This is a genomic window from Sphingobium sp. RC1, assembly GCF_059738765.1.
The window spans coordinates 473366-496923 of the sequence record NZ_AP027306.1 but is presented as its reverse complement, the minus strand read 5'-3'; the positions used below and the strand labels follow the sequence as shown (position 1 = coordinate 496923).

Here is a 23558-nt window from a genome sequence, read left to right as displayed (position 1 = left end):
GTCGCGGGAGTGATGCGCCGCTTTTTTGTCTGACTTGGCGGGCTTGCACGGTTGTTCGGCTTGGGGCACGAGATCCCAGCGTTCGATGGGATGGCGGCTAAAAAAATGCGTCAGTGGCTCGCTGTCATGTAAGCGAAAGATATTTGTCACTGAACTGTCACTGAAAAATCATAATCCGCCTGTCGATCGAGACAGGGGAAATTTTCGTGACACGTTCCAAGATGAAAAGCATGGCTCTTGCCGTGAGCCTGCTGGCGTTGATGCCGGAAGTGGCGCAGGCGCAGAGCAATGAAGCGTTGCAGCGCCAAATCGACGAGTTGAAGGCGCAGGTTCAGGCGCTGACAAATGCGCTTGCCGCCAACAAGGGAAGTGCCGAGGTCGCCAGCGCGAATGCATCGGCCGCGCCTGCTCCGGCCACAGGCTCGGCGACGGCCCCCGCCCCTGTTCTGGCTGCGGCTCCAACCCAGCCGGTCGTCACGCAGGCGGCCGCATCCGGGCAGAAGTCGAAGGCCTGGTATGAGCGGCTATCGCTGCGCGGCTATACCCAGATGCGTTACAACGCGTTCCTGTCGGGGGATGACATGGCACCGGCGGGCGAGTCCCGCCTGCGATCGGTGCATGACAGTTCGATCTCGGATAAGGGGAGCTTCTCGCTGCGCCGGGCGCGGCTGGTTGTTCAGGGAGATATTTCTGATCGCGTCTCGCTGTATCTTCAGTCCGATTTCGCTACGGCGGTGAATAATCAGGCGGGCAGCGAGCGGCGCGAGGGCTTTGTTCAATTGCGCGATGCCTATGCCGATGTTTTTCTGGATAAGGCCAAGAGCTTCCGCATGCGATTTGGCCAGTCCAAGGTGCCCTATGGCTGGGAGAATATGCAGTCCTCCTCCAACCGCCTGACGCTGGACCGGAGCGACGCGATCAACAGCGCGGTGCCGAGCGAGCGCGATCTGGGGATCGTCGGCTATTATACGCCGCCTTCGGTGCAGAAAATCTGGGACCGGCTGGGGCATGACGGCCAGAAGCTGTTCGGCAATTATGGCGCCTTTGGCCTGGGTGTCTTCAATGGTCAGGGCACCAACAGGACGGAACAGAATCGCGGGCTGATGAAGGTCGCCTTTGCCACCTGGCCGTTCGAGCTTGATGGGCTGGGCGGCATGTTTGAGGATCAAGTCTTCGAAATCGGCGGATCGGCGATGATGAACGATGTGCAGCCCGAAGTGCGCAGCGGATCGACGACTGTGATCAGCTCGCAGGCCTATGACGATGATCGCGTCGGCATCCATGCGATGCTCTATCCCCAGCCCTTCGGCATTCAGGCCGAATGGAATTGGGGCAAGGGGCCTGAGTTCGACCGCGCAAGCCAGTCGATCGAGACGAAGAAGCTGAACGGCGGCTATGTCCAGATGATGTATCGCGTTCCCACCGATACGGTCGGCGTGTTGATGCCTTACGGACGGTGGCAGCATTATCGTGGCGGATGGAAGGCCGGGACCAACGCGCCTCGGCTGGAAACCGACGAGCTGGAGCTGGGGCTGGAATGGCAGCCGTGGAAGGCGTTGGAATTTACCTTTGCCTATGCCCGCATGAAGCGAGCCGAGGCGGATGAGCGCCGCACGGGCCGGGCGACGGGTGATTTGATCCGTACGCAGGTGCAGTGGAATTATTGATGAGGTGCGGGCGGTCAGGCTTCGCCGATCGCCTGTCCTGCCGCCGAGCCGCTGGCCCATGCCCATTGAAAATTATAGCCGCCTAGCCAGCCGGTGACATCGACCGCTTCGCCGATGGCATAAAGGCCGGGCATGCGGCGCGCCTCCATCGTGCGGGAGGAGAGTTCGGCGGTCGAGATGCCACCGACGGTGACTTCCGCCTTGGCAAAGCCTTCGGTGCCGTTGGGGGTGAAGGACCAGGCGGCAAGACAGCGCTGCGCTTCTTCCAGCTTGCGGTCGGCTATGTTGCCAAGGTCGCCCGGCAGCGCGAGGCGATCGGCAAGGGCGTCGGCGAGGCGGGCTGGCAGATGGGTGCGCAGCAGGGTGACGAGCGAGGCGCGTGGCTTGCCGCGCTTGGCCTCCGTCAGCCAGTTGGCGGGCATGTCGGGCAGGAAGTCGATCGTGACTTCGCTGCCATGACGCCAATAGGAGGAGATTTGCAGGATCGCCGGGCCGGAAAGGCCACGATGGGTGAGGAGCGCGGCTTCGCGGAAGGCCGTCTTGCCGTGGCGAGCGATCACTGGAGTCGAGACCCCTGAGAGCTCGCGGAACAGCATGTCTTCGCCGCCGAGGGTGAGCGGGACGAGCGCGGGGCGCGGCTCCACCACCTTGAGCCCGAACTGGCGGGCCAGGTCATAGGCAAAGCCAGTCGCGCCCAATTTGGGGATGGATGGGCCGCCGGTTGCAATCACCAGCGCGGGGGCCTGCGCGGTCTTGCCGCCATGGGTTACGCTGAACCGGCCATCGGCATGGGTGATGGGGCCGAGCGAGTGGCCTAGGCGGATGGTGACGCCCCCTGCTTCACATTCGGCAAGCAGCATTGCCACGATCTGGCGCGCGGACTGGTCGCAGAAGAGCTGGCCCAGCGTCTTTTCATGCCAGGCGATGCCATGGCGGTCGACCATGGCGATGAAGTCTGACGGGGTGTAGCGGCCCAGCGCAGACTTGGCGAAATGGGGGTTGGCCGAGAGATAGCGGTCCGGCGCGGTGTGGATGTTGGTGAAATTGCAGCGGCCGCCGCCCGAGATCAGGATTTTTTTCCCCGGCTGATCGGCGTGATCGAGGACGAGGACGCGCTTGCCGCGCTGCCCCGCCGCCGCCGCGCACATGAGGCCCGCTCCGCCAGCGCCGAGGACGATGGCGTCAAATTGATCGGCTGTGGTGGACAAGATCAGCCTGCGGAGAGCGCGTCCATGATCTGGCGGATGGGGGTGAGGTCATAGCCTGCCGCTTCCGCCTTTTCGCTCAAGGCGGCGGGGTGATCGCCAGCGCGGGCGCGGGTCAGCGCCCAAAGGAGCGTGCTGCGGGTGCCGGAGCGGCAATAGGCGAGGACCTTGCCTTCGCCTGCTTGGCCCAGTGCCTCGGCCATCCCGTCCAACTGCCAGGGGGCGAAGCCGCCATGGGCGACGGGGACAGCGGCATAGGCGAGGCCTGCGGCCTTTGCGGCGGCTTCGATTTCCGCGCCGTTGGTCTGACCCGGTTCCTCGTCATCGGGGCGGTTGTTGATGATGACGGTCACGCCCAGCGCCTTGGCTTCCTCGACCTGATCCACGCTGATCTGGGGGGAGACGTAGAGGTTAGGGGTGATCTGACGGAACATGGGGCGGGACTCCTTCTGCCGCGAGCCATGCGCTTGTGGGGGGCGGGATTCAAGGGGGTTTTGGGTGGGGAGAGAGAGCATCCGCCCTCCCCCCTCTCCTTCGAAGGGGGGAGGAAGTTAGAGGTAGGGGCGGATGGCGGCCAGGAAGGCGTCGCCATAGGCGTCGAGCTTGCGCTGGCCGATGCCGCTGATGTGGCCGAGTTGGGCGAGGCTCGCGGGGCGCTGCTCGGCCATTTCGCGTAGGGTGGAATCGTGGAAGATCACATAGGGGGGCACACCCTGTTCCTGCGCCAGTTCGCGGCGGCAGGCTCGCAGGGCGTCGAACAGCGGATCGCCGATGGGGTTTTCCGGATTGCCATTGCGGGCGCTGCGGCGGCGGCGTTCGCGGCGTGGGGGGAGGACGAGGCTGACCTCCTCCTCGCCGCGCAGGATGGGGCGGGCGCTGGGGCCTAGTTCGAGGCCGCCATGTTCATTAGTTTGCAAAGCATCTTTTACGAGCAAGGCGCGGGAGACTGGGCGGAGGAGCGCTGTCTCCTCTCCTGACACGATGCCGTAGACGGAAATCTTGTCATGGCCGCGCTCCCGGATGCGGTCGGTGACGGCGCCGGTCAGGACTTGCTCGATATGGCCGGTGCCGAAGCTCTGACCGGTGCGATAGACGGCGGAGAGATATTTGCGCGCGGTTTCGGTCGCGTCGATGCTGGGTGGGGGATTGAGGCAATTGTCGCAATTTCCGCAGCTGGCAGGCGGGTGCTCGCCGAAATGGCGGAGCAATATGGCACGGCGGCAGGTGCCTGTCTCGACGAGGCCCCCGAGGGCGGTGATACGGGTGCGCTCGCCTTGCTGGCGGCTGGGGTCCAGTTCGGTGATGCGCTGGCGGGCGCGGGCGAAGTCGTCGGCGCCCCAGAAGAGGTGCGCCTCGGCAGGTTCGCCGTCGCGGCCTGCGCGGCCGGATTCCTGATAATAGCCTTCGATCGACTTGGGCAGCGCTGCGTGGGCGACGAAGCGGACGTCGGGCTTGTCGATGCCCATGCCGAACGCGATGGTGGCGACCATCACCATGTCCTCGCTGGCGATGAAGGCGGCCTGGTTGGCAGAGCGGACGGCGGGGTCTAGCCCGGCGTGATAGACACGGGTCGGGCGGCCTGTGCGGGTCAGGGTGTCGGCAAGCTTTTCGGTGGCCGCGCGCGTGGGGGCGTAGACGATGCCGGGGCCTTCGCTGGCGGCGATCAGGTCGGAAAGCTGGCGCGGCAGGCCGTCGCGCGGGTGGACGGCGTAGCGGATATTGGGACGGTCGAACCCGGCGATGATCAGGCCTTCGCGCGGGATGCCGAGTTGGACGAGGATGTCGTCGCGGGTGTGGTGATCGGCGGTGGCGGTGAGCGCGAGGCGGGGAACGGCAGGAAATTCGTCCAGCAGCGGCCGCAGCAGGCGGTAGTCGGGGCGGAAGTCATGGCCCCATTCGGACACGCAATGCGCTTCGTCTATGGCGAACAGCGCGATCTTGGCCGAGCGTAACAGGCTGCGGAAGCCTTCGCCGCTGGCGCGTTCGGGGGCGACGTAGAGCAGGTCGAGGTCGCCGCCCCGCAGGCGGTCCTGGGTTTCGCGCCAGTCGGCATCGACGCTGGTCAGGCTGGCGGCGCGGATGCCGACCGCCTGCGCCGCGCGCAACTGGTCGTGCATCAGGGCGATCAGGGGCGAGATAACGACGCAGCAGCCGTCGAGCGCGACGGCGGGGAGTTGGTAGCAAAGCGACTTGCCCGCGCCCGTTGGCATGATGGCGAGCGTTGGCTGGCCAGCCATGACGCGTCCGACGACTTGTTCCTGCACGCCGCGGAAGCCGGGAAAGCCGAAAATGTCGTGAAGGAGACTGGGGATGTCCGAACGCATCTGGCGGCTGTAGCGGGTTCGGCTGGGGAGGCAATATTTTGGGTTCACGCGGAGGCGCGGAGACGCGGAGAAGAAAGAGCGCGAAATTTATGCGCGCAGAGGCGCAGAGCTTTTTGAGGCGCTGTACGCGGGGGCGGATTAGTCGATTGGGTCGAGGAGGCAGCCCCAGCTCTTGCGATAACGGGCGGACCTGGAAGCCAGGAGCGGAACGCTGGCTTCGACGCTGCGCGATTCGGGATCGTCGGAGAGGGTGACGAAGGTCATGCCGGGTTCTTTGTCGCCCTTACAGCTGTCCATTGCCCGCCCTTCCACATACCGGCAGGAACAGGTGACGCGCGCGCCGAAACCGGCGCCCACGGCGGCGCGGGCGCGCAGGGCGCTCCAATTCCATGCCAGCAGCAGGACGAGCAGCGCGACGATGGCGGCGAGCGCATAAATCCATTTCGGGCGTGCGGACATGCTCCCCTTTCCGATGAGCCGTGCTAAGGGCGCGGCTTATGAAGCTCGATCGGAAAAGCGTAAAGGCTGTTGGCGCAGGCGCTGCCATTTTGTCGCTGCTGGCGCTGGCAGGGGGCCTCGCCGTGCGCGCCGCCGATCCGGCGACAGATTATCGCGTGTCGGCGGATGCCGACGTGAATGAAGGGGATTTGCGCGCCGCGATCGATCCGCTGTTCGACGGCGACGAAGATGTCGGTGAGACACGGGCGCTGATCGTCATGCATCGCGGCGAGATCGTCGCGGAACGCTATGCGCCCGGCTTCGGGCCGGAAACCAAGCTGCTTGGCTGGTCGATGGGCAAGAGCGTGACGGCGGTGCTGGTCGGATTGATGGTCGCTGACGGGCGGTTGGCGCTGGATTCGCCGGTGCCGGTCGCGGCATGGGGTCAGCCGGGCGATCCGCGCGGAAAGATTACGCTACGGCAATTGCTCGCCATGACGTCAGGGCTGGACCATGTCGAGGATGACGAGCCGCTGGCCGAAGCGGACACGGTGCGGATGCTGTTCACCGACGGCGCGCAGGATATGAGCGCCTTTGCCGAGGCTAAACCGCTCGCGCATGTGCCGGGTTCGCGCTTTTCCTATTCGACCGGCAATACGTTGATCCTGGGCGACCTGATGGCGCGGATGCTGACCAGCAATCCCGATCCCGATGTACGGCGGCAGGCGATGCAGACATTCATCGATGGACGGCTGAAGATTCCGGCGGGGATCAAGAGCCTGACGGTCGAGTATGACGCCGCTGGCACGATGATCGGCGGAAGTTTCCTGCATATGACGGCGCGCGATTACGCGCGCTTTGGGGAACTGCTGCGCAACCATGGGCGCGGGCCGAACGGACATCAGATCGTGCCGGAAAAATGGGTCGATTTCATGCGCGCACCTTCAGGGCGCAATGCGGCCTATGGCGCGCATCTTTGGCTGAACCGCGAAAGCGAGGAAAGCGTGCTGATGCCGGGGGATGCGCCGCGCAGCCTGTTCGGCTGTGTAGGACATGGTGGGCAATATATATTGGTGTCGCCGGGTCAGGCGCTGACGATCGTTCGGATCGGGGCGTCGCCGGAAAAGGGGCAGCGAATGGCGGTTAAGCGGGGGTTGGCGCGGTTGATGCGGTTGTTTCCTGCCTGAAGCTGCGGTCGACCGGATGTTAGTATGTCCCGGTCACCTTGCGGGAGCTTCATGCCTTGCACTGCCTCGCTCCACCGTTCGCCCCGAGCCTGTCCAGCCGAAGGTCGGCGAAGCCAGCGGCTTCATAAAAAAAAGGGCTTCGACATCCGAATGAGGCAAGTGACTCTTTCGGACAGCCCGGACGGGGTGAGTAGTTTAGATCGAGGACTCCATGCCCTGCCCTCATGGTGACCAATTCTCTTGATCGCGCGCGTCGGAGGTCGAAGCGTTAGCTAAGGCCAAGGCGTCGAAAGAGCGTTGGCCAGCGGCGCAACGGGCCTTTTGTGGGCCGATCGACCGGCCAAATGCGATGCACGTCGAGCATGTCGAAGCCTGACCGCCTGCCCTCGACCGTCACGCGCATGCCGAGATAGCGCCGCGCCGATCCGGGCACGTCGAGTTGCCACATGCCGCCGCCGTCGGTTTCCAACGCGTAACCCCATTGGCGGGCGAGCAATATTCCGGTTTCCACATGCCATGTACCTTTGGGCATCGCGGCTTACCCTCGAACCCGTCGGCGGTGCGCCCCTTCGGCGCCGCCTGACGCCGACAGGCGATCGAATATGGCACGTTTGAGCAGCGGGGACGAGTGGATGAGGTGTTGCAGTTCGCGAATGGCGCCATCGACCACGCCCTTGTCATATTCACTGACCGTCCAGCGACGAGTTGACGGGGACGTTGGATCGACGAAAAAGCATATCGTTTCCTGTTCGCCCGTCAGAAGCTCGACATGATGTTGCCTTAGCCGCTCGATCAGCATGTCAGCGACATATTGTTCCCATTTCATATTCATGCCCGTCGTTCCAATCCTGGAATGTCATGTTCTGCCAGCACGGTGACTGGAGCAAAAAAAAGGGCGCGCCGAAATCGACGCGCCCAGTGCATGAGGAAGGTTGGATCAGAAACCGAAGCTGATGCCGCCGCGGACCTGAGCCAGGCTGTTGTGCCCACCGAAGCCGTAGCCGCCGGACAGGAACAGGTTGACGCGCTTGTTCACCGAAGTGTCGATGCCAAGTTCGATCAGGCCATGACCATCGGGGTCGACGCCCTTCAGGTTGAAGGCATTGCCGCCGCCCACATATTGGACGGTGCGATCGCTGCCGATGTTGCCCTGGAAGCTGTACTGCACCTTGGCATAGGGACGGTAAGCCACGCCATCGACATCACCCAGCAGAGCGCCTGCCTTCACACCGATGACCGGCGAGAAGACCGTCTTCGACGCGTCATCGACGTTGAGATCGATGCCTGCGCCACCCTTTTCGGTGAAGCCGTTCATCGACCAGCGCCGAAGCGCCAGCTTGCCGAAGGGCGTCACGACGAGACCGTTACCGGCCGCGAAGTCATAGCCCAATTCCAGGCTGGCATCCCACTGCGAACCCTTGAAGTCGCCTTCAATGGTGCGGGCAAGCAGGGTCAGGTCGCGTTCGACTTCAAACTTCGAGAAGCCGTAGGCGAACTGGAAGCTGCCGTAGAAGGGACCGAAGCCCTGCGTCGCATAGGCACCGATGGTGTAGGTGCGGACCTGCGCTTCTTCCGGCGAACCCTGAGCGGTCACGTCATGCTGACCATAGCCGAAGCCGATGCCGAAGGCGCCGTCTTCCTGATAAGCAACGTCGATACCGAAGGCGCCGCCATAGCTGTTGGTCTTGATCTTCGACGCGCCCGAGCGGGTGCCGCCCGTCTTGGCGAAGTTAGCCGAGGGGTTGAACCAGAGCTGGGTGCCCAGAGCTTCTCCATAACCGCGACGTGCCGCCAGACGGTTGACCGTGGTGTTGAACACCGCGTTCTGATCCACCGCAGCAAGCGAACCGTAGATCTCCGCCGAGGAAAGCTCGTTGAAGACCTGCGCCGCCTGTGCGCTGTTCAGGCGCCAGTCGAGGCCAGCCGCGATGTTCGCGATGTCCTGAGCGTTGGCGATCTCCGTAACCGAAGCAAAACCGTTGCCACCAGCAGCGTCCGTCTTCACCCGGGCGATGACGTCAGCCAGAGCGCTGTCGAGGCCAACGGCAGCCGCAGCCGCATTGCGGTTGGTCGCGCCAACTGCATAGCTGTTGCGGGTTGCCTGGATCGACACGGTCTTGGCGGTCGTGTCATGCTTCAGGCCGAAGGTGACGAACTGCGAGCTCAGCGAAGGGGTTGCAGTTGCCGTGACGTCGCCCGTTCCGGTGTAGGTGAACAGCGTGTAGCCGTCGCCCGTGGAATAGAGGCTGTCCTTCGACACGGTCACTGCGACCTTGCCCGCCAGGTTCAGGTTCCCGTCCACCGTCACAGATGACGGGGTCGAGAAGACACCGGCATTGGTCGGGGTGGTGAAGTAGGGAATGCTGACGCCGCCGGTGATCGGACCCAGGATTTCCGGAGCAGAACCGCCGTCGTTGACGTTCAGGCTGCCGAAGCGGACCAGCGAGGGGTTGACGCCCACAACCGTCGTGCCGTTGGCAGTCTGGGTGTAGTTGCCCTGCTGATAGACTTCGATGCCCTTGATGGCTTCGGGACCCGGCGTGACGATGCTGTTGCCGACCGTCCGGATGAAGGTTGGTGCGCGACGGCCAAGGACGAGGGTCGCATCATTGTTGATGTTGCCCTTGATCCCGAAGACCGCATCGTCCGAAGCCGTGCCCAGCTGGAGCTCGCCAGCCTGTACGTTGAGGTTGCCAACATCCATCGTCCAGGCTGCGGGCGTGGAGCCGTCCGCCGGGACATATTCGGCGCCCGTCACCACGAAGGTGCCAGCGCCCGTCTTGTTGACGGTGTTGACGCCCAGCACACGGACGGCCGTCGGGCTGAATAGCCCTTCAGCCTCTTCCGGCAGGGTCGCGACCGGCGTGAAGTTCGACGTTGCGGTCGATCCTGCGATCTTGAGTTCGCTGGCGCCCAGGAAACCGCCGCCGTTCAGGTTGACGGTCGTGTCGGTCAGATAGTCACCGCTGTCGTCGCGCTGTGCATCGATGTCACCGAGCGTGATCGACCCGTTGTTGAGGTTGATCGCCGCCTTGATGTCGGCTGTCTTGACGGCAGATTCGCCACCGACGGTCAGGTTAAACGCGGCAGGATCAACCTGCGATGCGTTCAGCGGGACGCCCGATCCGGAAACCAGCGAAGCCAGTTCGGAGGCGACTTCGCCCTGCGTCGATACCGCACCCGTCACGGTGAAACCGCGCGAGATGCCGTTCTGATCGACCGTGTAGGTCTGCGCCGCAGGAGCAGCCGTGACGGTGACGGCGGTCGTGTTGACCGTCGCATCGACAGTGGCCGTGCCGCTGAACACCGATCCGCCGAGCGTCGTGTTGCCCGTCAGGACGCCGTTGTTCGTGACAGCACCGGTGACGCCTTCCAGCTCGACGTCGCCAAAGGCGATGCCGTTGTTGGTGAAGCTGGCATTGCCGCCAACCGGCGCCGCCGTGACGTTTGCCGCGATCGTGCGGGTGCCAGCGTCGGTCGGGTTGGTGTCGGTGATTGTCGCGGTACCGCCACCGTCCAGCGCGGAAACGCTGAACAGATTGCCCGCGCCCGGCGTGCCGAGCGAGCCGTTGTTGACGAGCGAGGCAGAGGTAAGGCCTTCGACATCGACATCGCCAAGGACAGTGCCGTTGTTCGTGACCGAAGCCGCGGCGCCGACCGGCTGACCGGTGAACGTCGTCACGACGCTGACGGGAGTGAAGCCATCAGCCGCATAGGTGGTGACGGTTTCTTCGCTGCTGTCGAAGCCCGAGCTGCTGGCGAACAGGTTGCCGCCGGTGCCGTTGTTGGCATCACCGATGACGCTGCCTTCGCCGATGGTGATCGATGCACCGCCGACGCCTGAAGCGAAGACATTGCCCGCCACGCTGGGAACGCCCTGCTGCGAGGGGGCATCCACGACGACCGAAGCCTGGCCGCCTGCGCGGGTGAAGCTGCTGCTGTCGGTGCTGGTCGTCAGCGTGTCGATGCCGCCAGTGACGCTGTAATTATCAACGCTCTCGCTGTTGGACAGGTCAGTGCCCGACGAGGCGAAGACCGATCCGCCGACCGAGCCGGTGATGTTGGCGCTCGCGTTGCCGAAAGCCGAGGTGACGCTGCCGTCACCATCGATGCGTCCGGCATTGTTGAGCGTGGCGTTGCCAGCAACAGCCGGAACGGCTTGAGTCGAGGACGAGGTCACGACAGCCGTGCCATCTCCAGCGGCGTCTACCGTGCGCGTTGCGGAGCTGGTGAATGTCACGTCAGCGGGTGTGAAGGCGAAAGGCCCGGTCTGCACGGTGCTGACAGACACGTTGCCGCCCACTGTTGCATCCGCGCCGATGTCGGCCGATGCGGAAGCGGTGCCTGCGACGTTGACGTTGCCACCTACATTCGCAGCGCCCTGAAGTGCGACGGAAGCCGCGCCGCCGGTCTGGCTCTGGGTGAACTGCTGGTTGTTGGACGAGACGGTTCCCTGCAGGACGCCAGCGTCATAGGTGTCGGTGCTTTCCGAGTTCGTCGTCACATTGATGGCGAAACCCTGGCTCGTCGAATTGACGTTGCCCGAAATCTGACCGCCGTTGACGTTGACCGCGCTGCCCGTGTTGCCGAAGGAATTCACGTCGCCATTGAGCCCGGAATCGCCGGGGGCAACCGTTCCGCTGACGTTAACGGTGCTCGTGCCGCCGGTGGTAGCGACATCGATCGTATCGACGCTGGTGGCGACGACCGTGCCGGTGCCCGCGCCATCGCGAGAGTCGGTTGCAACGTCCGTGCTTGCATCGGCCTGCGAGAAGCCCTGCGCGGTGGACGACACATTACCGTAGACGCTGCCGCTGACAGTGGCCGTGCTGTTGGCGGCGGAGAACTGGCTGACGCTGCCGTCATTGCCGGTGCCGAAGTTCAGCGAGCCGTTGATGCCCGCATAAGTGCCGGTCACATCGCCGCCGACGGTTTCGCTCGAGCTGCTCGACTGCGTGGTCGTGGTCGTTCCCGATACGGTGACCGTGGGACCGGTGCTGGTCGAGACCGTGCTGCCGCTCGATGCGGTGGTCTGGCCGAGGACCTGGCCATTGTTTGCGATGGTGATCGCGCCGGTGTCCGAATCGGCATCGACGTCGCCGCTGATGCGTCCAGCGGCGGCATTGGTGATCGAGATGGCGCCATCGGTGGTCGAGGCCAAGGCGTTGCCGTCGACCGAGCCGCTATTGGCCAGGGTGACGGAGCCGGTCGTTGCCGTGCCGACAAGGTCGCCATCGACGGAACCGGCGTTGGTGACGGAGACGTTCGCGGTATCAAGGGCTGAGCCGATCAGGCTGCCGCCGACTTCGCCCGCGGGACCGTTGACGAGTGCGACGTCGCCATAGGCCGAGCCGAACACGCTGCCGCCCACCGAACCATTATTGGTGATCGAAGCCGCGCCGCCGAAGTCCGTTGCGCTGATGCCGCCCGTGACTTCGCCATTGTTGGTGGCCGTGAAGCTGTTCGCGGCGGCAGTGCTGCCGACGCCGCCAAAGGCGATGCCGGTGACCCGGCCATCGTTGGTCAGTGAAACAGCGCCATCGCCCTCGCCAGCCGCATAGCCGCCCGCGACGAAATCATAGCCGACGCTGCCGCCGCTGATGTCCGCACCCGAGGCGATCGTTACCGTGAGGTCAGGATTTGCAGGAGTGGTGATCGCGGCATCGATGCTGGCGTTCACCGCGGCGCTTGTACCCGCGCCGGTGGGCACGTTCACAGTTGCGGGAGCGGCTGAGGCTCCACTGGCGTTGGCGAGGAGCGCCATCGCCGGCATCGAGGCTGACAAGAGCAGCATCCGATGCAGTTTCGAGTTATTTCTCATTCTTTATTCCCCTAGTCATCGTGCAAAGCCGCAAAGCCAGACGGCACAAGGGGACATCCGGGCCGGGACGACACCACCCGACCTACCGCATCTGATATGCGCGGTGAAATCCCCTTCACCCCCTGCACATTGCCAGACGCACTTCACGTGCGTGTGCGCAACTTGCGCAAATCTCCTATGCGCAATCGCATTCGTTCGCAATCGCTTTTTGCGGCGACGCACACATGTGCGCAAATTTACGAAATGCTTGATAGATTTGCAGCCGATTTCCCGGCGGTTTCATGAAAACTCTGGATTTTCGAGTGCGCAAATTGTATGATTGTTCAATACGCACTTGGCAGGTTTGCGGCAGCGGTGTGAACGCTTCTAGAAACAACAACGAACAAAATGCGACGCAAGATTTGCGATCGTCGTTTCTCCAGGTGGTTGCACGGGTGTGCCAAGAACAGGCGCAGAAGAACATGCCTTTTGATTATGAGTGGGATCAGCAGAAAGCGCGAGGGCTGATCAGCTGCCTGATTGAGGAAACCGGCCTTTCGGCGACGGAAGTGGCGCGCCGATCGGGGCTGGCCCCATCGACGCTGACGCGCATTTATCCGACACCTTCGGTCGGCTATTCCCTTTCGGCGCGCAGCATATCCAAGCTCAAGGAAGCATTCCCCGAGCCATTCGCGATGTGCGAGGCAAGAGGGATCACTGCCACCCCTTCACCGGCGCCCACTCATCTGGTGAAAGATCGACCCCTGCCCTTTGCGATGCCGAGTGAAAGGACCATCCCGGTTTATGCCGCGTCGCTACTGTTCCCAGACGAGGACAGCATATCGCTGGCCAACGACCTGGAGATGTGGGAGGGCGACTTCACCCAGCCGGCCGCCTTTATCCCCGCGCCATTCGGCCGTGCCGACGCCGCCCGCTATTTCGCGATCTACATCCCCAGCGAAGCGATGGAGCCGAGGTTCCGGGCGGGCGAGCGGGTGATATTGGACAGGATCAAGCCTGCGTCCATCGATACCGACGTAATCGTGCAACTGCGCGACGAAGAGGAACGGTCGCTTTGGACGATAGGCAGATTGAGCGCGCGGGATCGCAACCTGATCGGCCTGACCCAGTATAAGGACCGGGTGACCGCCTCCATTCACCGCAGCAAGGTCCGGCATATCTTCCCGATCATCGGGATGCTCGGCGACGAGGCTTGAGGTCTATAGCGCGCTGCGTTTAATCGGACGCAGGTCGCGCGCTCTAGTTTTTTGTTATCGCATCGTTTTAAGCGCAAAATCGGTTCCCGCTTTTGCGCACGATGCTCTGGCGCGGCCCTGCCGCTGCAAAGCTGGATATCGCTCGCCTAGAGCAGGAACTGGCCCTCTATCACCGTGCGGCAGGCGCCGGTCAGGATGACCCGATCGCTCTCCAGACGGCAGCCAAGGCGGCCTCCACGAGCAGATGCCTGGACGGCGCTGAGCTTTACCTTATCGAGCCGGGACGCCCAGAAGGGTGTGAGCAGGCAATGGGCCGAGCCAGTTACCGGGTCTTCGTCCACGCCGCCGCCGGGCACGAAGACGCGGCTGACGATGTCGCTGTCCTCACCGGGCGCGGTGGCAATCAGCATGATGTCACCGAGCGCTCGCAATGCGGCAAAGTCAGGCTGGAGTGCGCGGACGGCGGCAGCATCAGGGAAGAGGAACAGGCTGTATCCGCCGTCGCGCCAATGGGCCTCAAGCGGCTCCCGGCCGAGCCCGGCCGCAAGATCGGGCAGCGCGCGCGGTTCCATGTGCCATGCGGGGAGCGAAAGGGCATAGCCATCCCGGTCACGCATAACCGTCAGCACGCCCGCGTCACGGGTGCGGAAGCGCAGCGCGGTGCGGCCGCCCATCAGCACATGGCCGCTGGCCAGCGTGGCATGGCCGCAAAGCTTCACCTCAACCGTGGGCGTGAACCAGCGCAGCGCATAATCGGCGTCGGGATCATCGGGCGTCGGAACGGTGAAGGCCGTTTCCGACAGGTTGTTTTCAGCCGCGATCGCCTGGAGGGTCGCATCGTCCAGCCAGCGGCCGAGCGGCATCACGGCAGCCGGATTTCCGGTGAAGGGCGCGTCGGCGAATGCGTCAACCTGGGTGAAGGGAAGGCTGGTCATGAATTGGGTTTCCGCTGGCTTGTGAGGCCGATGATGACGCGCGGTGACGCAGGGCGATAGGGCCAGCATGGAGACATTGGTCTGGAGCATTCGTGCGCAAAAGTGGGAACCGGTTTTGCGCTTAAAACGATGCGATAACAAAAACGAGCGCGCGACCTGCGTCCGATTAAACACAGCACGCTCTGGATGTGCGCGAGGGGGAGAGTGATCTGGCGTTCGATGCAGGGGCCTGAGATGCCAGCTTGCGCTGGCATGTCGGGGGCGGATACGAAATGGGCCAGCCATATGGAATGGCTGGCCCGTGTTCGCGGCTTGAGGGGACGCTTTGACCGTCAATCCAATTTTGGCCCGAAGGCCGGTGAGGAATGACGCTCCCCAGGCTTACGCACTGCCGCTCGCCCTCCCGCGGGCGATTGATGCTGACGATGTTAACGCAGATTTACTGAGTCGTCTCGCGCAAACGTCATTTTCAACGGATAATCGGCTCGTGTCAGCCGGTTATGCGCCGCCGCATTGCGCGCGATGCAGGAGTTTCTGGTCCGCCAGCACCAGCGCCATCATCGCTTCGACGACCGGAACGCCGCGAATCCCGACACAGGGGTCATGACGACCCTTTGTGATGATGTCGGAAGCTTCGCCATCGCGCGTAATTGTTTCCACGGGGATGAGGATCGAGCTGGTCGGCTTGAAAGCGACGCGTAGCTTCACCGGCTGGCCCGTCGAGATACCCCCGGCGATGCCGCCCGCATGATTGGCAAGAAAGGCTGGCCCCTCTTCGCCCGGCCGCATGGGATCGGCATTGTCTTCGCCACGCAGGCGAGCGGCGGCGAAACCGTCGCCGATTTCCACGCCCTTGACCGCGTTGATGCTCATCATCGCGGCGGCGAGTTCGCTGTCGAGCTTGGCATAGAGCGGCGCGCCCCAGCCTGCGGGCACGCCGGACGCTACGCATTCGACCACGGCGCCAAGGGACGAGCCGTCCTTGCGCGCGCCGTCGACCAGTTGCTCCCACCGCTTGGCGGCTTCAGGGTCAGGGCAGAAGAAGGGGTTATTGTCGATTTCCGCGGCATCGAAGCGCGCATAGTCGATCGCGTCGCCGCCTATCTCACTGACATAAGCGAAGATATCAACCTCCGGCAGGACGAGGCGGGCAACCGCTCCCGCAGCCACACGGCTGGCGGTTTCACGCGCCGACGAACGGCCGCCGCCGCGATAGTCGCGAAAGCCATATTTGGCATCATAGGCATAATCTGCATGACCCGGCCGATAGGCCTTGGCGACGTCCGAATAATCTTTCGACCGCTGATCGGTATTCTCGATCATCAGGCTGATGGGGGTGCCGGTGGTCTTGCCTTCGAACACGCCGGAGAGGATGCGCACCTCATCCGGCTCCCGGCGCTGGGTCGTGAATTTCGACGTGCCGGGTTTGCGCTTGTCCAGGAAGGGCTGGATGTCGGCTTCGCTGATCGGCAGGCCGGGAGGGCAGCCATCGACGATCGCGCCGATGGCTGGACCATGGCTTTCGCCCCAGGTGGTGAAGCGAAATACGCGGCCGAAGGTGTTGAAGCTCATATCCTGTCCCTAGCCCGGATCAGCCCTTGTCGAGCGCGATATCCGGCGCGTCTTCGGCCTTCATGCCGATGACATTGTAGCCCGCATCGACATGGTGGACTTCGCCGGTAACGCCGGAGGCCAGATCGGACAGGAGGTAGAGGGCCGCGCCGCCCACATCCTCGATCGTCACGTTGCGGCGAAGCGGGCTGTTCAGTTCATTCCACTTCATGATGTAGCGGAAGTCGCCGATGCCGCTGGCGGCGAGCGTCTTGATCGGGCCTGCCGAGATTGCGTTGACGCGGATATTTTCGGGGCCAAGGTCCATCGCCAGATATTTGACGCTGGTTTCCAGCGCCGCCTTCGCAACGCCCATGACGTTGTAATGGGGGATGACCTTCTCGGCGCCATAGTAGGACAGCGTCAGCATGCTGCCACCCTCGGCCATCAACGCGCGGGCGCGTTTGGCGACGGCGACGAAGCTGTAGGCCGAGATGTTCATCGTCATCAGGAAGTTTTCGAGGCTGGTATCGACATATTTGCCGCGCAACTCATTCTTGTCGGAAAAGCCGATCGCGTGGACTACGAAATCGAGCTTGCCCCAGCGCGCCTTCACTTCGTCGAAGGCCGCGTCGAGCTTGTCCATGTCCGACACGTCGCAATCGAGCAGGAAGTCCGATCCCAGTTCCTCGGCAAGCGGACGCACGCGCTTGGCCAATGCCTCACCCTGATAGGAAAAGGCGAGTTCCGCCCCTTGTGCGCGCAGTGCCTTGGAAATGCCCCATGCGAGCGACTTGTCATTCGCCAGGCCCATGATGAGACCCCGTTTTCCCGCCATCAAGCCCGTCATTCTATCGTCCCGTTCCCTTTACTATCTTCCATGCCGCGCTCGATTTCCTCTTCGGGAAATTCGGCAAGCGCCGCATTGAGTTCCGCGCCAATTACCACGCCGAGCCCGACGAGGAAGAAAAAAATGAGCGTGATCATCACACCAGCCAGGCTGCCATAGGTGCGATCATAGCCGCCAAGCAGCGAGAGGGTGGGCGGCAGCAGCATGGTGACGCCATACCACCACAGCGCCGTGGCGACCGCGCCGGGCCATTTGGGGAAGCGTTTGTCCTTGTAGGCGCTGGGTGTCAGCGACAGATAGAGATAATAAAGGGCGACGCACAGGATCAGCATCGGCAGGGCGCGCGTCAGGGTGACGATCTGCATCGCCTGGTCGGCGAAGGGCAGCAGCTGGTGCAGGAACTGGTCGATGCCGGTTATGACGACCTGAAGGGAAAAGGCGAACATCACGGCGAATACGCTGACCAGCGTGATGCCGATGGCGGTCAGGCGATAATGCCAGAAAGGCCGCGTGCTTTTGGTGCCATAGGCGCGGCGGAGAATGTCGCGGATGGTTTCGATGAGGCTGCCCACCGTCCATAGGCCGACAAGGCCACCCAGCCAGAGCAGCGGCCCGGTGCGGGCGTTCAGCACATCGATGATGGGCTGCTTCACCACGCTGGCCACACCGGGCGGCACGGTTTCGAGGAAAGCGCCCACGGCCGCCAGACCATCCTGAGACCGGCCGAAGATACTGGCCACCGCCGCCGCGACGATGAAGAAGGGGAAGAGCGTCATCAGCGAGAGATAGGCAAGGTTTCCCGCATGGATGAACCCATCGCTATAGGTGCCGACGGCCACCCGCTTCATGATTTCGAAGGCGTGGCTGCCGGGGCGGACCTTGGCTATGCCGCGGTTGAGATGCGCACGAGCATCATCCGCGATCCGTTTGCGGCGGGATTCGGGTGAATAGGGTGAAGGCTGCGGCATGCCCTCCTAACGTCCTAGACGCCCAGATGGGCGCGAACGGCGCGGCCATCCTGCCAGCCTTCGACGAACGATTTGATCGCCGGATCGTCGCCGGGAATGTCGATCAGCAGCCGGACCAGTTGATCGCCCCGCTCGCCCGCCTTGTGCGTAAAGCCCTTGCCACGCAGGCGCAGCGTCTTGCCCGATGTGGTCCCGGCAGGGACTCCGAGCATCACCGGACCATCGACGGTGGGCACCTTGACCTTGCCACCCTTCACCGCTTCGTCGAGGGTGATGGGGAGGTCGAGCAGTACATTATCGCCGTCGCGGGTGAAGAATGGGTGCGGCTTTACCTCGATCGTGACGATCGCATCGCCTGCCCCGGCCTGGCCCGCCTGCCCCTTGCCCGACAGCCGCATCTGCGTGCCGGTTTCGACCCCGGCAGGCAGTTTGAGGTCGATGGTCTTGCCATCCTGCAAGGTGATGCGCTGCGGCGCGAGCGTGGCCGCATCGACAAAGGCGACGGCGAGGCGGTAGGTAACATTGGCCCCCTTCTGCGGCGCGCCGCCGCGGCCGAAGCCGCCAAATCCGCCGCCACCGCGCCGGGCGCCGCCGCCGCTGAACAATCCTTCAAAGATATCGCCGAAGTCCGCGCCCTCGTTGAACTCGAAGCCGCCGCCTCCACCCGGACGGCCACGAAAACCGCCGCCGCCAGCGCCGCCAAATCCGAAGGGAGCGGTGGGATTACCATCGCCGTCAATCTCTCCCCGGTCGAAACGCGCGCGCTTGTCCTTGTCCGACAGCATCTCATAGGCGCTGGAAACCGCCGAGAAACGCTCCGCCGCCTTGGGATTATCCTGGTTCCGATCCGGGTGAAGCTCCTTGGCGAGCTTGCGGTAGGCCGACTTGATCTCTGCCTCGCTCGCGCCGCGCGCGACGCCCAGAGTGGAGTAGGGATCCGCCATTGCCGAGTGTCTATCCTTGTTCGTGAAAGCTGATTTGCACCTTATGTGGCGAAATAGTCACGATCGTTCAAGCGGCGCGGCCATCGACATGAACGGAAACCAGCCGTAGATCAGCAGCATGACCGATCCCTTCACCCTGTTCGACCAATGGTATGGCGAAGCACGCGAGGCCGAAATCAACGACAGCAACGCGATGGCGCTGGCAACCGCCGATGCGCGCGGGCGGCCGTCGGTGCGGATGGTGCTGCTGAAAGGGCATGGGCCGGAAGGCTTTGTCTTCTATACGAACTTCGAAGGGCGCAAGGCCGAGGATTTGCTCGCCAATCCGCATGCGGCGCTGTTGTTTCACTGGAAATCGCTGCGGCGCCAGATTCGCGTCGAGGGGCCGGTCGAGGCGGTCGATGAGGCGACCGCCGACGCCTATTTCGCGACGCGCAGCCGCGACAGCCAGCTGGGCGCATGGGCTTCGGACCAGTCGCGGCCGCTGCCGTCTCGGGATGTTTTCATGGCCCGCTATGATGATGCAGTCGCGCGGTTCGAGGGTGGGCCGGTGCCCCGCCCGCCGCACTGGTCAGGATTTCGCGTGGTGCCGCAGCGGATCGAATTCTGGCAGGACCGCGAGCATCGGCTGCACGAACGGCGGCTGTTCGAGCGCGCGGGTGACGGGTGGCGCGAGGGGCTGCTTTATCCTTGAGCCTCTACTCAACTCCACTCCCCGTTCGGGCTGAGCTTGTCGAAGCCCTTCACTTGAAGAGAAGAAAAGCCCTTCGACAGGCTCAGGGCGAACGGAGGATAGAGCAGGTTTTTTCAGGGCGAGGAAAGCCTGTAGTTGTTCTTTCAAGAGGATAGGCGGCCGCTCGGACGCCTGTTAGATGTGCGGGTGAACGGCTAAGAGGGGTTGCATGCGGAATCGACTGACGGCCTTCATCCTTGCTGGCATGATCCTGGGCGTTCTCACGGGCTTTGCGGCCAATTTGTGGGTTGGAGCCGACAAGGCCCTTGCCAAGGATGTGGCAGGATATTTCCACCTGCTGGCCGACATCTTCCTCCACCTCATCAAGATGATCATCGCGCCGCTGGTGTTTTCGACGCTGGTCGCGGGGATCGCGCATATGGGGGACAGCGCGGCGTTGGGACGGATCGGCGGGCGGGCGCTGGCCTGGTTCATCATCGCCAGCCTGATTTCGCTGACGCTTGGCCTCTTCTTCGTCAATTTCTTTGCGCCGGGTGAAGGATTGAACCTCGTCCGGTCAGGCGCGCAATCCGGGGTGAGCACCGAAGCGCTCAATTTCAGGGATTTCGTCCTGCATGTCTTCCCCACGTCCATGGTGGGTGCGATGGCGGAAAATTCGATCCTCCAGATCGTCGTCTTTTCGCTGTTCGTAGGCGTCGCGCTGACCGCCATCGGCGAAAAGGGCAAGCCAATCGTCATCGTGATCGAGGCGATGGTCGAATTGATGCTGCAAGTGACGGGCTATGTGATGCGAGTCGCCCCCCTTGCCGTGTTTGGGGCGCTGGCGTCGGCGATCACGACCGAGGGGCTGGGCGTGCTCAAGACCTTTGGCGAGTTGGTCGGCGAATTCTATCTGTCGCTCTTCGCGCTGTGGCTGCTGCTCTGTGGTGCGGGTGCGATCTTCCTGGGGCGGCGCATGGTCAAGCTGATCAAATATGTGCGCGAGCCGTTGCTGATCGCCTTTTCCACCGCATCATCAGAGGCGGCTTATCCCAAGATGCTGGAGCAGCTGGACCGGTTCGGCGTGCCCCGGCGCATCTACAGCTTCGTGCTGCCGCTGGGCTATTCGTTCAACCTCGACGGGTCGATGATGTATTCGACCTTCGCGACGATCTTCATCGCGCAGGCCTATGGCATAGACCTGCCGATCGCGACGCAGATCACTATCCTGCTTGTCCTGATGGTGACGAGCAAGGGCATCGCCGCCGTCCCGCGCGCCTCGCTCGTCGTCGTGGCGGCGACGCTGGGACAGTTCGACCTGCCTGTGGAAGGCATCGCCTTCATCCTGGCCGTAGACCATTTCATGGACATGGGCCGCACCGCCACCAACGTACTGGGCAACGCCATCGCCACGTCGGTCATTACGAAATGGGAAGGCATGCTTGAGGTTGAGGAGCCCGATTATGTGCCGCATCCCAAGGCGCCAGCCCATACGCCCGCGCATGGCCGCGCGGGGCTGGAGCTGGCGTCCGACATGGTGGAGGAGGATCGCGGACGCTGACCGCTGCCATAGTCCGCTCGCGCTGCAACATTACGCACGCTTAACGGTTTGAGGGAGATGCGCACTCCAGCAAGCACATCATGACCCGGCTCGGCAAGACGGCCTTGTCGCTGCAATGGCAGATGCTGGCGGGCTTCCTCGTTGGCTTGATCCTGGGCCTGATAGTTCATGCGGGCGCCCGGGATGCAACTTGGGTCGATCAGGTCACGACCTATCTCACCGGCCCCATCGGGCAGGTTTTCCTGCGACTATTGTTCATGCTGGTGATTCCCCTGCTGGTGTCGGCGCTGATCGTGGGCATCGCGGAAATTGGGGAGATGCGCGCGCTCCGGCGAGTGGGGCTGAAGACGCTTGTCTATACGCTGCTCGTGTCGAGCATCGCTGTCGCGATCAGCTTGGTCGCCGTCAACCTGCTGCGCCCCGGAGACGGAGTCGATCCGGCGCAGGCGCAGGCGATGCTGGACCAAGCGGGAGCGGGAGCGCGGGCGATATTGGCGCGGGGCGGTGACGCGCCGCAGGGCATGGACGCCCTGATCGCGATGGTGCCGGACAACATCATCAAGGCGATGACCAATAACGACATATTGGCCGTCATGGTCTTTGCCCTGTTTTTAGGCATCGGCCTGATGCTGGTGCAGACGGAGCAGACCCGGCTGCTGCTGTCGGCGATGGAGGGGCTGTTCCAGGTCACGATGCGGCTGATGGGGCTGGTCATTCGGCTCGCGCCGATCGCCATCGCCTGTTTCATGTTCAACCTGGCTGCGCAGTTCGGATGGGAATTACTGGAACGCTTGTCAGCCTATGTGGCGGTGGTGGTGCTGGCGCTGTTGGTGCAGATGGTCGTCGTCTATTCGCTGCTGCTGGCGTTCATCGCGCGGCGTTCTCCGATCACATTTTTCGCGGGCGCACAGGAAGCGATGGTGATGGCGTTTGCAACAGCATCGTCCAACGCGACATTACCCACGGCCATTCGGGTGGCGGAGGAACGATTGCATCTGCCGGGACGCATCGCCCGTTTCGTGCTGACGATCGGGGCGACCGCGAACCAGAACGGCACCGCGATGTTCGAAGGCATCACTGTGCTGTTTCTGGCGCAGTTTTTCGGCATCGAACTGGATTGGACGCAGCAACTGATGGTGATGCTGATGTGTATCCTTGGTGGCGTCGGGACGGCGGGCGTTCCGGCCGGTTCGCTTCCGGTGGTCGCGTTGATCCTGGGCATGGTCGGCGTACCGCCCGAGGGGATCGGGCTGGTGCTGGGCGTCGATCGCTTCCTCGACATGTGCCGCACGACGTTGAACGTCACGGGCGATCTGGTGGCGGCGACGGTTATCGCGTCAAGCGAGCCTCCCGAGCAAGTCAGCGCGCCCCCTTCGCCGCTCCCGCCCACCAGATGAGGCTGCTCGCGAAACTCGCAAAACCGCGTTCCAGCGCCGCGCCGCCGTCCCCCTGTGGCTGGCCTTGCTCATCAAGCGTCTGGGCGATCTGACCGACGCTCAAACGTTCCGGGATGACGGCCATGCCCATGGCGGACAGCGTCACCGTCCAGACGGCGTGGCTGTTGACCCCGGCATAGCGGCCCGCCGAATAGCTGGCGATCGCGGCAGGACGGCGGTCGAATTCCTTGAGATAATGGTCGACGAGATTCTTAAGGCCGGGTTGAACCCCCCGATTATATTCGCCGGTCACGAAGACGAAGGCATCGGCAGCGGTGAGGCGATCGGCCAGCGCGGCCATGGCTGCGGGGGCCTGGCCCGGCGGGTAGTCACTGTAGCGCTGGTCGAGCATGGGAAGGCCGACCTGCATCGCGTCTATGAGTTCGGGTTTGTGACCGAGTTGCTGGAAGCCGTTGATGAGATAGTCGGCGAGGCGGATGCCCACGCGGCCACGCCGGTAGGAGCCGTAGAGGATGAGGAGGTTGAGTGGCATCGCGGCGCTCCCTTGCTGTTAAGGGGAGGTTTGTCGCATCGGCATGAGCGCGCGTCCAGCATATCGGCTCACCCCTTCATTCGTCATGCCAGCGGAAGCTGGCATGACGGGTTAGGAATCAGGCTTTACCGCAACTTCGCTATCGAAAGCCCGTCCTGCTTGGCGCGGGCTTTCACTGATTCCTCGCTGCGGGTCAGGGCCTTGGCGATCGCCTTGAGCGCCATGCCCTTCTTCGCCAGCGAATGAAGCTTTTGCAGCTCGTCCGCCGTCCATGGCTGCTTGTGCCGTTCGAAGCGATCGCCTGCCATT

General features: G+C 63.3%; 20 protein-coding genes. 6 read left to right on the top strand and 14 right to left on the bottom strand.

The genetic code is table 11. The features are described from left to right. Positions 1–230: 230 nt before the first annotated feature. The gene (locus AC6JBC_RS02445; RefSeq protein WP_498025980.1) at positions 231–1667 is read left to right on the top strand and encodes a porin; all 1437 of its coding nucleotides are present in this window, start codon (positions 231–233) and stop codon (positions 1665–1667) included. A gap of 14 nt (positions 1668–1681) precedes the next feature. Here the strand turns inward: AC6JBC_RS02445 and AC6JBC_RS02440 are convergent, their stop codons facing one another. The 4 genes from AC6JBC_RS02440 to AC6JBC_RS02425 all read right to left on the bottom strand — a co-directional run bounded on the left by AC6JBC_RS02440 (position 1682) and on the right by AC6JBC_RS02425 (position 5655). Next, a complete protein-coding gene (locus tag AC6JBC_RS02440) occupies positions 1682–2815 on the bottom strand; it encodes a BaiN/RdsA family NAD(P)/FAD-dependent oxidoreductase (RefSeq protein ID WP_498025979.1) in 1134 nt (377 codons plus the stop codon). Positions 2816–2877: 62 nt separating this feature from the next. Continuing rightward, positions 2878–3306 carry a protein tyrosine phosphatase family protein gene (locus AC6JBC_RS02435; RefSeq protein WP_464787535.1) on the bottom strand — a complete coding sequence of 143 codons (429 nt, stop codon included), beginning with the start codon at positions 3304–3306 and terminating at the stop codon, positions 2878–2880. Positions 3307–3423: 117 nt separating this feature from the next. After that, complete coding sequence (gene recQ / locus AC6JBC_RS02430; protein ID WP_498025219.1) at positions 3424–5196, bottom strand: DNA helicase RecQ; 1773 nt, start codon at positions 5194–5196, stop codon at positions 3424–3426. A 138-nt stretch (positions 5197–5334) separates the two neighbouring features. After that, positions 5335–5655 (bottom strand): hypothetical protein, encoded by a 321-nt coding sequence (locus tag AC6JBC_RS02425; protein WP_498025218.1) that lies wholly within the window; start codon positions 5653–5655, stop codon positions 5335–5337. Positions 5656–5693: 38 nt separating this feature from the next. Here AC6JBC_RS02425 and AC6JBC_RS02420 point away from each other — a divergent pair, with 38 nt between their 5' ends. Next, on the top strand, positions 5694–6821 hold the full coding sequence (locus tag AC6JBC_RS02420; protein WP_498025216.1) for a serine hydrolase domain-containing protein: 1128 nt from the start codon (positions 5694–5696) through the stop codon (positions 6819–6821). A gap of 268 nt (positions 6822–7089) precedes the next feature. On the opposite strand, the gene AC6JBC_RS02415 is transcribed toward AC6JBC_RS02420, so the two are convergent. From AC6JBC_RS02415 to AC6JBC_RS02405, 3 genes are all read right to left on the bottom strand, one after another. Continuing rightward, positions 7090–7353, bottom strand: coding sequence for a DUF5818 domain-containing protein (locus AC6JBC_RS02415; RefSeq protein ID WP_498025215.1), 264 nt, complete (start codon positions 7351–7353; stop codon positions 7090–7092). A 6-nt stretch (positions 7354–7359) separates the two neighbouring features. Beyond that, a complete protein-coding gene (locus AC6JBC_RS02410) occupies positions 7360–7653 on the bottom strand; it encodes a hypothetical protein (protein ID WP_498025214.1) in 294 nt (97 codons plus the stop codon). 105 nt (positions 7654–7758) lie between these two features. Further along, a complete protein-coding gene (locus tag AC6JBC_RS02405) occupies positions 7759–12594 on the bottom strand; it encodes a beta strand repeat-containing protein (RefSeq protein ID WP_498025213.1) in 4836 nt (1611 codons plus the stop codon). 509 nt (positions 12595–13103) lie between these two features. Between AC6JBC_RS02405 and AC6JBC_RS02400 the strand changes: the two genes are divergently transcribed. Next, complete coding sequence (locus AC6JBC_RS02400) at positions 13104–13838, top strand: hypothetical protein (RefSeq protein ID WP_498025211.1); 735 nt, start codon at positions 13104–13106, stop codon at positions 13836–13838. 146 nt (positions 13839–13984) lie between these two features. Here AC6JBC_RS02400 and AC6JBC_RS02395 read toward each other — a convergent pair whose 3' ends face one another. The 5 genes from AC6JBC_RS02395 to AC6JBC_RS02375 all read right to left on the bottom strand — a co-directional run bounded on the left by AC6JBC_RS02395 (position 13985) and on the right by AC6JBC_RS02375 (position 19086). Continuing rightward, positions 13985–14773: a PhzF family phenazine biosynthesis protein gene (locus AC6JBC_RS02395; protein WP_498025210.1), complete on the bottom strand. Its 789-nt coding sequence runs from the start codon at positions 14771–14773 to the stop codon at positions 13985–13987. A gap of 498 nt (positions 14774–15271) precedes the next feature. Beyond that, entirely contained in the window at positions 15272–16345 is a 1074-nt protein-coding gene (gene aroC, locus AC6JBC_RS02390) for a chorismate synthase (protein WP_498025209.1), read from the bottom strand. Positions 16346–16364: 19 nt separating this feature from the next. Continuing rightward, positions 16365–17174 carry an enoyl-ACP reductase FabI gene (gene fabI, locus AC6JBC_RS02385; RefSeq protein ID WP_464787545.1) on the bottom strand — a complete coding sequence of 270 codons (810 nt, stop codon included), beginning with the start codon at positions 17172–17174 and terminating at the stop codon, positions 16365–16367. Beyond that, on the bottom strand, positions 17171–18142 hold the full coding sequence (locus tag AC6JBC_RS02380) for a YihY/virulence factor BrkB family protein (protein ID WP_498025207.1): 972 nt from the start codon (positions 18140–18142) through the stop codon (positions 17171–17173). Before AC6JBC_RS02380 ends, fabI begins: the two co-directional genes overlap by 4 nt. Before the next feature lie 14 nt (positions 18143–18156). Next, a complete protein-coding gene (locus AC6JBC_RS02375; protein WP_498025206.1) occupies positions 18157–19086 on the bottom strand; it encodes a DnaJ C-terminal domain-containing protein in 930 nt (309 codons plus the stop codon). Between the two features lie 118 nt (positions 19087–19204). Between AC6JBC_RS02375 and pdxH the strand changes: the two genes are divergently transcribed. The 3 genes from pdxH to AC6JBC_RS02360 all read left to right on the top strand — a co-directional run bounded on the left by pdxH (position 19205) and on the right by AC6JBC_RS02360 (position 22717). After that, complete coding sequence (gene pdxH / locus AC6JBC_RS02370) at positions 19205–19780, top strand: pyridoxamine 5'-phosphate oxidase (protein ID WP_498025204.1); 576 nt, start codon at positions 19205–19207, stop codon at positions 19778–19780. A 208-nt stretch (positions 19781–19988) separates the two neighbouring features. Continuing rightward, positions 19989–21320 (top strand): dicarboxylate/amino acid:cation symporter, encoded by a 1332-nt coding sequence (locus tag AC6JBC_RS02365; protein WP_498025203.1) that lies wholly within the window; start codon positions 19989–19991, stop codon positions 21318–21320. Between the two features lie 80 nt (positions 21321–21400). After that, positions 21401–22717, top strand: a complete 1317-nt coding sequence (locus tag AC6JBC_RS02360) for a dicarboxylate/amino acid:cation symporter (protein WP_498025202.1) — start codon at positions 21401–21403, stop codon at positions 22715–22717. Here the strand turns inward: AC6JBC_RS02360 and AC6JBC_RS02355 are convergent. Continuing rightward, entirely contained in the window at positions 22680–23249 is a 570-nt protein-coding gene (locus tag AC6JBC_RS02355) for an NADPH-dependent FMN reductase (RefSeq protein ID WP_498025200.1), read from the bottom strand. The two genes, AC6JBC_RS02360 and AC6JBC_RS02355, sit on opposite strands and share 38 nt — an antisense overlap. Before the next feature lie 125 nt (positions 23250–23374). Continuing rightward, positions 23375–23557 (bottom strand): hypothetical protein, encoded by a 183-nt coding sequence (locus AC6JBC_RS02350; RefSeq protein WP_062113188.1) that lies wholly within the window; start codon positions 23555–23557, stop codon positions 23375–23377. Between the last annotated feature and the right edge of the window lies 1 nt (position 23558).